At 62.8% G+C, this 13335-nt stretch carries 11 protein-coding genes; 3 read left to right on the plus strand and 8 right to left on the minus strand.

Annotated elements, in window-relative coordinates:
• The first annotated feature begins 361 nt into the window (after nucleotides 1-361).
• Nucleotides 362-1396 (plus strand): phosphate ABC transporter substrate-binding protein PstS, encoded by a 1035-nt coding sequence (gene pstS / locus B0G73_RS18150; RefSeq protein ID WP_106282775.1) that lies wholly within the window; start codon nucleotides 362-364, stop codon nucleotides 1394-1396.
• 18 nt (nucleotides 1397-1414) lie between these two features.
• Here pstS and B0G73_RS18155 read toward each other — a convergent pair whose 3' ends face one another.
• From B0G73_RS18155 to oxlT, 8 genes are all read right to left on the minus strand, one after another.
• The gene (locus tag B0G73_RS18155; RefSeq protein ID WP_106282694.1) at nucleotides 1415-2686 is read right to left on the minus strand and encodes an MFS transporter; all 1272 of its coding nucleotides are present in this window, start codon (nucleotides 2684-2686) and stop codon (nucleotides 1415-1417) included.
• Entirely contained in the window at nucleotides 2683-3786 is a 1104-nt protein-coding gene (locus B0G73_RS18160) for a nitronate monooxygenase family protein (RefSeq protein ID WP_106282695.1), read from the minus strand. Before B0G73_RS18160 ends, B0G73_RS18155 begins: the two co-directional genes overlap by 4 nt.
• Before the next feature lie 49 nt (nucleotides 3787-3835).
• Complete coding sequence (locus tag B0G73_RS18165; protein ID WP_106282696.1) at nucleotides 3836-5053, minus strand: YbfB/YjiJ family MFS transporter; 1218 nt, start codon at nucleotides 5051-5053, stop codon at nucleotides 3836-3838.
• A gap of 347 nt (nucleotides 5054-5400) precedes the next feature.
• Nucleotides 5401-6327 carry a LysR family transcriptional regulator gene (locus B0G73_RS18170; RefSeq protein WP_106282697.1) on the minus strand — a complete coding sequence of 309 codons (927 nt, stop codon included), beginning with the start codon at nucleotides 6325-6327 and terminating at the stop codon, nucleotides 5401-5403.
• Nucleotides 6328-6407: 80 nt separating this feature from the next.
• Nucleotides 6408-6839 (minus strand): PAS domain-containing protein, encoded by a 432-nt coding sequence (locus B0G73_RS18175; RefSeq protein ID WP_106282698.1) that lies wholly within the window; start codon nucleotides 6837-6839, stop codon nucleotides 6408-6410.
• Between the two features lie 105 nt (nucleotides 6840-6944).
• Complete coding sequence (frc, locus tag B0G73_RS18180) at nucleotides 6945-8195, minus strand: formyl-CoA transferase (protein WP_106282699.1); 1251 nt, start codon at nucleotides 8193-8195, stop codon at nucleotides 6945-6947.
• A 24-nt stretch (nucleotides 8196-8219) separates the two neighbouring features.
• Nucleotides 8220-9962, minus strand: coding sequence for an oxalyl-CoA decarboxylase (oxc, locus tag B0G73_RS18185; RefSeq protein ID WP_106282700.1), 1743 nt, complete (start codon nucleotides 9960-9962; stop codon nucleotides 8220-8222).
• Nucleotides 9963-10026: 64 nt separating this feature from the next.
• Nucleotides 10027-11358: an oxalate/formate MFS antiporter gene (oxlT, locus tag B0G73_RS18190; protein ID WP_106282701.1), complete on the minus strand. Its 1332-nt coding sequence runs from the start codon at nucleotides 11356-11358 to the stop codon at nucleotides 10027-10029.
• A 464-nt stretch (nucleotides 11359-11822) separates the two neighbouring features.
• On the opposite strand from oxlT, the gene B0G73_RS18195 reads away from it, so the two are divergent.
• Both B0G73_RS18195 and B0G73_RS18205 read left to right on the plus strand, forming a co-directional pair.
• Nucleotides 11823-12212 carry a hypothetical protein gene (locus B0G73_RS18195; RefSeq protein WP_106282702.1) on the plus strand — a complete coding sequence of 130 codons (390 nt, stop codon included), beginning with the start codon at nucleotides 11823-11825 and terminating at the stop codon, nucleotides 12210-12212.
• 341 nt (nucleotides 12213-12553) lie between these two features.
• On the plus strand, nucleotides 12554-13138 hold the full coding sequence (locus tag B0G73_RS18205; protein ID WP_106282704.1) for a hypothetical protein: 585 nt from the start codon (nucleotides 12554-12556) through the stop codon (nucleotides 13136-13138).
• The last annotated feature ends 197 nt before the right edge of the window (nucleotides 13139-13335 follow it).

Raw genomic sequence — 13335 nt, forward strand, 5'->3', positions numbered from 1 at the left:
CCCGAGGGGCATGCCGGCACTGTGGACAAAACAGAATTCACGCGACGATTCAACCTACCTTCGCTCGGAGGAAGACGCCACGCTGTTCAGTATGGCGAATCGAATGGTGTGTCGTTTCCGTGCCGTGTTGATAGAGCGATTCAATTTGCTTCCCGCTCTTCACCGACCTGTAATAAGAAAAGCTGTCATTACCGCGCTGCGCGAACCCTCTTTCAGATCGGCACACCGCAGCGCGACGAACAACCGGTGGAAATTGAAAGCGTAAGAAAGTCCGCCAGACAATAGTTTCTCCACGCCACGCGTCGTTACCCGGCGAGCTTCACTTCATGAGCGTCAACAACAATTCCGAGTGAGGTCTTTGGTGAGCTATACACAAACATTGTTGGCCGGTGTGGCCGGCGCTTTTCTGGCGGTCGCGGCGCACAGCGCTGACATCACTGGCGCCGGCAGCACCTTTGCCGCGCCTATTTATACGAAATGGGCCACCGCATACCAGCGTGCGGGTGGCGGCACGGTCAGCTATCGCGCTGTCGGGTCGACGGAAGGCTTGAAGGAGATCATGGTCAGCCAGGTCGATTTCGCCGGCTCGGACGCACCGCTGAGCGACGACGAGTTGATGAAGAACGGGCTGATTCAGTTTCCAACCGTGATCGGCGGCGTCGTGCCGGTCGTCAATCTGCCGGGGATCAAGCCAGGCGAGTTGATTCTCTCGGGGCGTGTGCTTGGAGATATCTACCTGGGCAAAATCGTCAGCTGGAATGCTCCGGCCATCGCCGCCATCAATCCCACGATCAAGCTGCCCGACACGCCTATCGCCGTGGTTCGTCGGCTCGACGGTTCAGGCACCACGCTGATCTGGACGCACTTTCTCGCGCAGGTGAGCCCCGAGTGGAAGAGCAAGGTCGGCGAAGGGACTTCAGTGCGCTGGCCGCGCGGAATAGGCGGGCGAGGCAACGAAGGAGTCGCCACCTTCGTACAACATTTGCCGGGCGCGATCGGCTACGTTGCATGGGACTTCACGAAGCAGAATCATATGGCGTACGCGGCCATGGAAAATGCGTCGGGTGCCGTGGTTCAGCCAGGACCCGAAACTTTCAAGGCCGCCGCCGCGAGCGCCGACTGGTCCAGATCGCTCTTTCCGATCCTGACCAACGAGGCGGGCGCGAACGCATGGCCCGTTGTCGGCGCGACGTATGTCTTGCTGCACAGCACGCAGGACAAACCGGAGCGCGGCGAGGAAACGCTGAGATTCCTCGACTGGGCGCTGACGAACGGCAGCCAGGCCGCGGAGGACCTGGACTATATTCCGCTGCCGCCGTCGGTCGCGAGCGAGATTCGCACGCAGTTGCACGCGCGGGTGAAGAATCCGTCGGGCAAAACAGTCGCGGGCGAATGACGGCGGCAGTCTCGCCGCTCAGGCAGCGAGACTCTGGCGAGTGCGCGCCCACTGTGCAAGTGCGGCGCACGCCACCAGCAGCGACCCGGTGACGAAGAACACGGAGTGCAGCCCGAGATGGACCGCGATCACGCCGCCGATAATCGGACCGACAACCTGTCCGCTGAATTGCGCCGACTGCAAATAGCCGAGCATCTGACCGGTCTTGTGCTCTTCCACGGCATGCCGGGCCAGTTTGGCAATCGCGGGCAGAAGACCGGCCAGCGTCATGCCCATCAGCGCGCGTAATCCCGCCAGTTGCCACCACGCGTGAACGAACGCTTGCGGAATCATCACCAGACCCGTCAACACCAGGCAAGCGACGATCACGTTCCAACTGCCGACCCGATCGGCCAATGCGCCGAGGCGCGCGGCCGTCAGCATGCTGCCGAAAGCCGAACACGCCATCACGATGCCCGCCACGCGCGCGAGATGAAGTGACGGCACGCCGAGACTGCCCACATAGACGGTAATGACCGGTTCGATCGACATGTTGGCGAGCAGCACCATCATCGCGGTGACGAGCAAGGCGGCGATCACCGGATAGTTGTTGCGATGCGTGCTCGCCGGCGCATGCTCGGCGGAACGCTGCGCGGAATGAGCGGCCGGGTCGAAATCTTCCTTGACGACGAAGATCGTGAGCAACGCGGCGACCGCGATCATGGCGCCGCCGGCGAAGAACGTGCCGCGAATGCCGAGCCAGCCCGGCAAAAAACCGCCGACGAGCGGCCCGATCAGGTTGCCGGCCAGCGCGCCCGTCGACAGCACGCCCAGCGCCCAGCCCGCGCGCTCCTTCGGCGCCTGGGTGCCGACCATCACCGTCGACGCCGACGAGTAGCCGCCCACGAGACCCGCGAGCAAACGCAGGGCGACGAGTTGATGCACGTTGTGCGCAATGCCGATCAACGACATCACCACGGCCATGCCGACGGCCGCGCGCACCAGCATCGGCTTGCGGCCATAACGATCGGCAAGGCGCCCCCACACGGGCGCGGTGACAGCAGTGCCCAGAAACGTGGCGCCGAACGCGATGCCCGACCACTGGATGACGGCGGACTGCGACTGCACCCCGAGTTGCTGGACGTAGATGGGCAAGAACGGCAGCAGCATGCTCAGGCTGACGAGCGTGGTGAACGAGCCGAATACGCACACGGCCAGATTGCGGCGCCAGTAACGTTCATGTCGCGCGGCGTAGTCGAGGCCGCGCATTGGCTGACCGGACGGCACGGAAACTTGCGAGGGGGTATTCATATCGTCTTCCCGGCAAACGAATGCGAGCGTGACTGACCCTCCGCTTCGGCAAGTTCGCTCATCAATGTGGCAACTAATTGCGCAGCGGGCAACGCTCTCGCGAGCGGCGCGCCCTGGCCGGCCCACTGGACGGCAAAATCGGAATTGCCCTTGGCGCGGGCCGCGGCGTTCAGCGCTTTGGCGGCGTCGTATGCAATCGGATAGTCGGGCAGCGGCGGCGCGTCCGGCGAGTCTACGTCGATATACAGCCGGTTGCTCAAACCGCGTGCAGGGCGGCCGGAGATCGCGGCCGTCACGGCCGTCCGGTACGCGCGTTGGCTGGTCAGTGCGTGCCGGTAGGCGGCATCCGCGCCCGATTCCGGACACAGCACGAACGCGGTGCCCATCTGCACGGCGCTAGCGCCGAGAAGCAATGCGCCGGCAATGCTTTGACCGTCCATGATGCCGCCCGCGGCGATGACCGGCAGCGTGGACTGTTTGGCGATCAGCCGGACCAGCGCGAGGGTGCCGATCATCGTGTCGTCGTCCGGATTGAAGGCGCCACGGTGACCGCCTGCTTCCGCGCCTTGCGCGACGATCGCATCGAGTCCCGCCTGCTCGATCTGCAAGGCTTCGTGCGGAGTGGTCGCGCATCCGAACAGTAGAATGCCGGCGCGATGCAGTGCGTCGATCCATTCGCGCGATGGCAGCCCAAAATGGAAACTGACAACAGCGGGACGTTCTTCGATCAACACTTGCAGCATTGCCTCGTCGACCACGAAGCTCGCGTAAATCTCCTTGAGCGCGACCGGCGTTCTGGCGCCGAACTCAGCGAACAGCGGTTGCAGATGCGCCAGCCACGTGGCTTCGCGAAGCGGATCGCTGTAAGCCGGCCGATGGCAGAACACGTTGACGTTGAACGGCTTGCTGGTGAGCGCGCGTGTCGCGACGATCAACTCGCGCGCCTGCTGCGCGGTACTCGCACCCACGGCGATCGAGCCGAGCGCGCCGGCATTGGAAACAGCGGCGGCGATGGCGGGCGTCGAGATGCCCGCCATCGGCGCCTGAATGATGGGATGCTGCATGCCGAGTGCTTGCATAAAACGGGCATTCGAGGTCATGGGGTTCTCACAGTTCGAGTAGTGGGTAGAGTCGCCTGCAGCGGAGTGGCTAGGCTTGCTTCGGACCGAACCGAAGCGCGCCGAACAGGTCCACCGCGAGAGCAAGCGCCAAAGACGCCGCACCGATCACGAACAGCGTCGTGTAGTTGCCGCCGTCGTGCGCGAACAGAAACGACAAACCGTACGCCGCGACGGCCTGCAAGACGGCGAAACTGGTGGTCGCCGCGCTCCACGCGCCTTTCTGGGCGGCCGGATGATGAGTGAGCAATTCATTGATCCTGCCGAGCACAAGCGCCACGATGCCCGGCACGAATGCGCCGACGACGACGCTCGACACGATCAACGCCGCTGGGCCACGCACGACAGCCGGCAACGCGACCGCGACGATCTGCAGGACATAGGCGACACGCAATGCCGGACCGAAGCCGGCGCGGTCAGCCAGATGACCTGTCAGCAGCGGGCCCACAATCGCCCCGAGTCCGAACAGTACCCAGTATTGCGCGCCGGCGTCGAGGCCCTTGCCAAGGCCGCGCGCCACGAAATCGACGAGAAAGATCATGTGCGGGACGAGGCCCACGGCGTTCAACGCATACTCGGCGTAGAGCGCGCGCAGCGACGCAGCCGGATAGGTCTGGCTATGCCGTGTGTGTTGCGAGGCGTGCTGTGCGACGGATTCGCCTCGTCCAGGCCAGCCGTTCCATGCGACGGCCGTCAACGCGAGGGAGATCGCCGCGAGTCCCAACCACGTTTGCATCAGGCCTTGGCGCAGCAGGATCGGCACGATCGTCCCGGATGCCACAATGCCGAGACCGATACCGCTGAAGATCGCACCGCTCGCAAAGCCCCTGCGCGATGGAGTCACGTGCGCGAGAACAGTCGGCGCGGCCAGCACCATCAGCGCGCCGCCCGCGAGGCCCGATGCGAAGCGCCAGACGAAGAACCAGAGAAACGAAACCGGAAAGGCGCAGGCGACGAACGCGACGGTCGCGAGCAGCATCATCGCGCGTAACACGGTGGTCGCGTCGAAGCGCCGCGCCAGCCAGCCGCCCGCGAGCGCGCCCGCCAGATAGCCGCCGAGATTGGCCGCGCCGAGATACGCGGCGGTCGACGCCGGAAACCAGTGCGCGCTGACAATGGCCGGCAACAACGGGGTGTAGGCGAAGCGCGCGAGGCCGATACCGACGAGGCTCGCGCTGGCGCCTGCCAGCGCGCCGCGCCACACGTTGAATGCCGGCGGGATCGGTTCGTTGACGACTGCACGTTGCATCACTGCCTCCACGGTTCGGTTGCGCGCCGACTCGTCTTGCTGGCCGGTTCGACACGAAAGGTACGAAGGTCACTGCTCGCAACGCCTCTCATGAGGATCGCGAACTGCACCGCAATGCCTCGCAATGCGACAAACAATGCCTGGAGCGCCCACGCCGGGGCCGCCGTCCATGTGCGGATGTGTGTCCGTGACGAAGATTGCCGAGTCGAGCGTGGCGTCGGTCGTATCAGTGAATTACCGGAATGGCCGACGGCTTGCGCCAGGTGATCTCGATGGAGGTAAGTCTAGATTGAACCGATTGAAGAGAGAATCCACACGGCACGGCAGACATTCTTCCGCGAAACGGTTCAATTTCGGGTGGTAATCCGCTCGGACTGCGTGAAATGCTTGCGCAGACGCGGCGTCGCGAAATCAACGAACGCGCGCACCTTTGGGACGGCAAGGCGTCCGTGCGGCGTCAGCAAGTGGACCGGCAGCGGGGCGGGTTCATTGTCGCTCAGGACGATCTTCAGCGTGCCTTCCTTGACCTGTTCGGCGACGTGATAGGAAAACATGCGGGTGACGCCGTGCCCCGCGACCGCCGAGGCCACGGCCGCCTGAATACTGTTGACGATAAAGCGAGGCGTGAACTGCACCACGCGCGGAATCGTCGAACCGTTCGGCGGCGGAAAGCTCCACGAGTCCAAGCCGAAGTGAGTCATGGAGATGATCTGATGCTGGGCCAGATCGGAAGGTTCGGTAATGGGAGGGTGTTTCGCCAGGTAGCGAGGCGACGCGGCAACCACCCGCCGCACTTCGCCGACGGGAATTGCCACCAGCGTCGAATCGGGCAGGTGAGCGATGCGCAACGCCAGATCCATCCCTTCGTCGATGAGGCTCACCGGGCGGTCGAGCATATTCAGGCGGACCGACACAGCCGGATAGCGGTCGACGAAGTCGTCGATGATCGGCTGCAGCATGTCCTGGCCGGCGGCCACCGGCGCGGTGATCGTGAGCAGCCCGCGCGGCGCGGAGCGCTCGCCGGCGATCAGCAGGTCGGCCTCTTCGAGATCGGTGAGAATGCGGCGGCAGGCGGCGGCATATCGTTCGCCGGCTTCGCTCAGTTTGATGGTGCGCGTCGTGCGATGCAACAAGGCCGTGCCGACATGCTCTTCGAGGAACGCAATAGCGCGGCTAACCGCGGCGGGCGAGCGGCCGAGTCGACGGCTCGCGCCCGCCAGGCTGCCTTCGTCGAGCGTGGCGACGAACACCTTCATTGCATCGATGCGGTCCATGTTGCCTGATCCGGTGTGATTGAAAACGCGATCTGGCAGAGTCTACAGCGATGGACCGAAAGAGCGAGGAGCAAGGGCGCTTACGCGCCGGCGGATGCCTCCAGCTCCGCAAGCCGCTTGCGCAGCAGGCGGTCCTCCTGGAAGCGGCTGGTCTCGTCGCGAATCACGGCGACGATGCCGGTGAGTTCGTTTTGCGGCGAATGCAGCAACGCGACCGTAAAGGCGATCGACAGCGAGCGTCCGTCCTTGTGCACGGCGGGGACGCGCAGCACGTCATTGCCATAGCGGGTTTCGCCGGTCGCCATGGTCTTGTGATAGCCGTCCCAATGCCGGCCGCGCAGACGCTCCGGGATGATCAGGTCTAACGAATTGCCGAGCGCCTCGCCTTGCGTGAAGCCGAACATGCGTTCAGCCGCGGGGTTCCAGAATGTGATGCTGCCGTGGGCGTCGGAAATGATGATCGCGTCGCCGATTGCGTTGGCAAGTTGCTGGAAGTCGATGGCGTTTTGCATGGCGCTTCCCCTCGATCTGAAAAACACGAATGCTTAATAGAATACGGCGCCGCCAGGACGCCGCATCGGCAAGGCCGGGCTGATACCCGGCCTTGCGTAGCACCATTAAACCGCTTTCACTTCGCGCAGGTTGAAGATGTCCTGCTTGCTGTAGCCGAGGCTCGCGAGCACTTCCTCGGTATGTTCGCCCAGCAGCGGCGAGGCGGTGACTTCCGGCTTCAGATCCGAAAACTTGATCGGGCTGCCGACGGTCAGATACGAACCGCGTTTCTTGTGCGGCACTTCGACGATCGTGCCGCTCGCGCGCAACGACGGGTCGTTGGCGAGTTCCTTCATGGTCAGCACCGGCGCGCACGGAATGTCGAACTTGCGCAAGATGTCGACCGCTTCGAACTTGGTCTTGTCGGCGAGCCAGCCTTCGATCGTGTTGAAGATGTCGAAGATATGCGGTTGACGTGCTTCCGCGGTCTTGTAGGCCGGGTCGTCAATCCACTCCGGTTTGCCGAGCGCCTTGCAGATCGGCTCCCACGCATGGCCCTGGATCGTGAAATAGATGTACGCGTTCGGATCCGTTTCCCAGCCCTTGCACTTGAGCACCCAACCCGGCTGACCGCCGCCGCCCGCATTACCGCCGCGCGGCACGACATCGCTGAATTCGCCGTGCGGATACTGCGGATATTCTTCCAGGTAGCCGACACGTTCCAGCCGTTGTTGATCGCGCAGTTTCACGCGGCACAGGTTCAGCACGCTGTCCTGCATCGACACCGCGACCTTCTGGCCCTTGCCGGTTTTGTCGCGTCCCAGCAGGGCGGTCAGAATGCCGATGGCCAGATGCATGCCGGTGTTGCTGTCGCCGAGGGCGGCCGCGCTGATGGTCGGCGGGCCGTCCCAGAAGCCGGTGGTGGAGGCCGCGCCGCCCGCGCATTGCGCGACGTTTTCGTAGACCTTCAGATCGTCGTAGTGGTGGCCGTCACTGAACCCCTTCACCGAAGCGACGATCATCTTCGGGTTGAGTTCGTTCAGGCGTTCCCACGAAAAACCCATCCGGTCCAACGCGCCCGGGCCGAAATTCTCGACCAGCACGTCCGATTCGCGGATCAGCTTTTCGAGCACCTCCTTGCCTTCGGGTTTCTTCGTGTCCAGCGTGAGCGACTTCTTGTTGCTGTTGAGCATCGTGAAGTACAGCGCGTCAGCATCAGGGATATCGCGTAACTGGTTGCGCGTCACGTCGCCGGAACCCGGCCGCTCGACCTTGATGACGTCCGCGCCGAACCAGGCGAGCAACTGTGTGCAAGCGGGGCCCGCTTGAACATGGGTGAAGTCGATGATCCTGATGCCTTCGAGAGGTTTGGTCATGTTGAATCTCCGTGGTTACCCAGACTACTTTTTCATTGCCGCGCTTTGCGGATTCAGATTGGTCAAGCGGCCGCTTTCGGTGCCGGCCGCTTCGTCGATGACGGCGTTGATCAGACTCGGTTTGCCTGAGGCGATCGATTCGAGCAGCGCCTTCGTCAGTTCTTCCGGCGTGGTCGCGTGATAGCCAATGCCGCCGAACGCCTCGATCATCTTGTCGTAGCGCGCGTTCTTCACGAACACGGTCGGCGCGACATCCTTGCCGCCGGTCGGGTTTACGTCTGTGCCACGGTACACGCCGTTGTTGTTGAAGACGATAGTGCAAACCGGCAAGTCATAACGGCAGATGGTTTCGAGTTCCATGCCGCTGAAGCCGAACGCGCTGTCACCTTCAATCGCGACGACCGGTTTGCCGCTCGTCACCGCCGCGCCGATCGCGAAGCCCATGCCGATGCCCATGATTCCCCACGTGCCCGAGTCGAAGCGTTTGCGCGGCTCGTACATGTCGATGATGCTGCGCGCGTAGTCGAGCGTGTTCGCGCCTTCGTTGACGACGTTGATGTCCGGACGTGTTTTCAGCACGTCGCGGATCGCGCGCAACGCGCTGTGGAAATTCATCGGCGACGGGTTCTTGTCGAGCGTCGCGGCCATCTTGGCGAGATTCTTGTTCTTGCGCTCCGCGATCGCGCCGGTCCACTCGCTGCCCGGCTTTTTGTAGCTCGCATCGAGGCCTTCACGCAGCGCCGCCACGCACGAACCGATATCGCCGATCACCGGCGCGGCGATCGCGACGTTACTGTCGATTTCCGTCGGCGAGATGTCGACCTGGACGAACTTCTTCGGCTCCGCGCCCCACGTCTTGCCCTTGCCGTGCGAGAGCAGCCAGTTCAGACGCGCACCGATCAGCACGACGACGTCGGCTTCCTGCAGCACGAACGAACGCGCCGCCGACGCCGATTGCTCGTGTGTATCGGGCAGCAGGCCCTTGGCCATCGACATCGGCAGATACGGAATGCCGCTTTGTTCGACGAAGCCGCGAATCTCCGCGTCGGCCTGCGCGTACGCCGCGCCTTTGCCGAGCAGGATCAGCGGACGCTTCGCGCTCTTCAGCACATCAATGGCGCGCTTGACCGATTCCGGCGCGGGCAATTGACGAGGCGCTGCGTCGATCACGCGCACCAGCGATTGCTGCGCTTTGACGGCGTCCAGGGTTTGCGCGAGCAGTTTCGCGGGCAGGTCCAGATAGACGCCGCCAGGGCGGCCCGACACCGCGGCGCGGATCGCGCGCGCCACGCCGATGCCGATATCTTCCGCATGCAGCACGCGATAAGCGGCCTTCGCGTACGGCTTGGCTGCATTCAACTGATCCATCTCTTCGTAATCGCCTTGCTGCAGATCGACGATTTCGCGCTCGCTCGAGCCGCTGATGAGGATCATCGGGAAGCAGTTGGTGGTCGCGTTGGCGAGTGCGGTCAGTCCGTTCAGAAAGCCCGGCGCCGACACCGTCAGGCAGATGCCCGGCTTCTTCGTCATGTAACCGGAAACGGCCGCCGCATTGCCCGCATGCTGTTCATGGCGAAAGCCGATGAACCGCATGCCTTCCGCCTGGGCAAGACGCGCCAGGTCGGTGATCGGGATGCCGACCAGGCCAAAGATGGTGTCGATGTCGTTCAGTTTCAGCGCGTCGATGACGAGATGGAATCCGTCGGTCGTCTCGGTCGCCTGTTGTGTCGACGTGTTGTCTGTTGTGGGCTGGTCGGCTTCTGCCATGACATCTCTCCTTGTTGGCGGGGCGTAGTGTGGTGTTTCGTGAGCGGGGCGCTCACGTGGTCAGTCAATCAGGCGAGCCGCCGGACGACGGCTGCAGCCGTGCTTCGGCGATAACGACGCTGGCCGGCGCGCCTGAGTTTTCGATCCAGCGCTTTCTCATGGGGGCGAGGATGAACTTCGCGGACACGGCTGCCGCGATCGACACCACGGCGGCGCAGATGAACACCGTGCTCCATCCGCCGTTCGCCGACAGCACCGATGCCAGCGGCACCAGCATCGACGCGGTGCCCTTCGCGGTGTACAGCGTTCCCGCGTTGGCGGCGGCGTATTTGCTGCCGAAGGTGTCCGCGCAGGTCGCCGGGAAGATCGAGAAGATTTCGCCCCAGCACAGGAACACGGCAGCCGCGAAGAACATGAAGGCGTACGGGTTGTGGCCGAACTGCATGAGTCCCAGCAGCGCGACGCCTTCGCCGAGAAAGATCATGAACATCGTGTTTTCCCGGCCGATGCGATCCGACAGAAAGCCGCACAAGGGACGGGTGAAACCGTTGCACAGGTTGTCGATAGACAGTGTCATCGTAAGGAGCGGCAGCGTGATGCCCATCAGATTCACGGGCAGCTTGGCAAAGCCGTATTCCTTCGCAATCGGCCCGAGCTGCGCGGTCGCGATGATGCCGCCGGCTGCGACGAACACGAACATCAGATACAGCACCCAGAAGAGCGGCGAACGGATCATCTCGCCCGGCGTATAGTCGATCTTGCTGGCAACGATGCGTTTGGCGGCGACAGCGTTGGCGGGCGGCTTCGGCCGAATCAGCATGGTGGCGAGCAGCAGAATGCAGACGCCCTGGAAAATGCCGAAGAACATGAATGTGTGCTGGTAGCCCGAGCGTTGGATCATGTCGGCAATCGGGATCACGGTGACGGCCGCACCGGCGCCGAAACCCGCCGCGGTCAAACCCGCCGCGAGACCGCGCTTATCCGGAAACCATTTGAGCGCCGTGCCCACACAGGTGCCGTACACGCAGCCCGCGCCGATCCCGGCAATGACTGCCGCGGCGTACAGCTCGGCGAGACTGCTTGCATGGGCGTCGATGATCCAGCCGAGCGCCGCGCACAGCGAGCCGCCAATGACAACGGGACGCGGCCCGAACTTGTCGACGAGCCAGCCTTCGACCGGCACCAGCCAGGTTTCGGTGACGATGAAGATCGTGAACGCTGTCTGGATCGCCGCTTGTCCCCAGTGGTGGGCGTTGTCCATTGGTACGACGAACAGCGTCCACGCGTATTGCAGATTCGCGACGAGTCCCATGCACACAATGCCGATCGCGAGTTGCACCCAGCGGTGATGCGTGAATGCAGTGCGGCCTCTTTCCGATGCGCTGGAATGTCCCATGTCTCCGTCTCCTGTATATTCCGTCGCGCTCAAATGGCGCGTTGGACTTACGTGATCGAACCGCTTCATCGCCGTTTTATTTGCGGCAGCGAGGCGCCAATGGTCGGCCAGAGGGAGCTGCACTAACGAAAACCCTTACCCGTGGAGCGAAAAACCGGCGAGTGAGAGGCGATGAGTCGTGCAGCGCGTCTGAGTGGATGCTGCGCGAGAACAGCAATAAGGAAAAGTTAAAACATTTTATGGTTTGCATTCGGCATTCCTAATGGATGCGCTGTCGCCCTTGCCCATGGCTCGATTGCCGGCGATGGCTGGCTGTCCAAGGTGCGCGCATCTCGATGCTGTGACCACTTGGGGTAAACCAATATATAAACAAAGCACTATCGTTTTTCGAAAAAACTTTAACTATTGTTTATTTATGCGCTCTTCTACTCTTCGTTCATCCCACCTGCCTGACGGAGACGACCATGAACCCCTCGCAATTCGACGCTGGCGACAGCGCGCACCATGCTGAAATCCAGGCGCAACTGTGCGCCTATAACGCCGCTTTCGATGAACTCGGCCTGCGCTTTCGTTGGGATACGCAGACGCTGGCGTTGCTGGCCATGATCGACGGCGAACAGGCGCAGATCGCCGCGTATATCGAAGCACATCATGCGCACTTGTTGAAAGCGTATAGCGCGGAGTTCTTGAGTCAGGCCATTCTTGAGAAGAAGCGTGCGCGTTACCCGGCGCCGCTGCCGAGGCGTGTGGAAAGCGCGCCGCGTCAGAGTCGCGTGGGTTATCAGCCAGAGATGAGCAACTGGCGCGAACGCGTTTTGCACGAGTTGGAACTGCCGGCGCTGGCCGGGGTATAGATGCGGCGCAGTAGTTTCGGAAGATGGCGCCGGCGGCGTGACAGTCGTCCGGCGCATTGGCATAAGCCTGATAGCGTCCTATAGCGCGATCGATTGGTCAATAGAGAGGTGTGCTCTGTTGATCATTAGCCATTCCCATCAGATACTCGAAGCAACGTCCCTGCGCTCGCAAGATCATGGCCACGCTGGCGATGCGAGCAGACGGCTTCTTCGCCTCCGCGTGCGGTTCATGCGTGGGACGGTTTAAAAAGTCGAGCGGGGCCGCCGTATTCTGATAGATGGCGTGCCCGCAAGTCCCGCAAATGGCGGGCATGGCACGCGCGAGACTGAGGAGGCCCGAAATGGCGCATGCGGATCTGGCGATACTTGGAGGCGTCGGGATTCTCGCGCTGGCCTGCCTGCTCGTGTGCGGTATTTACCTGTACTGGAGCAGCGACAGATACCGCCACCGGCAGCAGCGCCTGGAGACGCAAATCGGTGCAACGCAGGCGGCGGAGCAGAACGACGAACAGTTTTCGGAACCGGGGGCAACCATGGGCACGCAACTGAGCCAGCGCTGCAAAACTTCGCTGTATCGGGCGGTGGTCAACAACGCGCACGGCGAAAGCATCGTGTTCTTGCTTGCCGGCAGCCGTGACGATGCGCGCAAGCGGGCGGCCGGCGCGCTGGCCGCTATCCACGGCACTGCGGCCGACAATGTGTCTCTCTCCAACCTGGCCTCGTTCGGCGAACTGGTCGACGTCGGTGTCAGCGAGGACGAGGAACTGCGGATATTCGAAATGGCCTGGAAAGGTGCGGATGTCAGTGCCTGGGCCGAACACCCGCTTTTCCTGACCGATGATCCCAGTTTGACAGGCAAGTGGGCCGAACTCTACGCGGATCTTGCGCGGGAGTTGGCCGTCAGCGCAATCGACCGGGCTCGCTAACGACTGGAGCGGGTGGCGCGGACGCCGTCTCCAGCGCCACGCATTGCCGTGCAAGGACGTCGGTCGGATCGACCAGACTGACGCGCACGACGGTCGTGCCTACGAAGCTCTTCGTCGGCAACAGAAGCGGCAACTCCCGTTCCGAGACTCCGCCGCGCGCGAGAAGCTTTGATACTGGGAAAGTGCGATGAAGTCCT

This window comes from Paraburkholderia sp. BL25I1N1, assembly GCF_003002025.1.
Classification (GTDB): Bacteria; Pseudomonadota; Gammaproteobacteria; order Burkholderiales; family Burkholderiaceae; genus Paraburkholderia.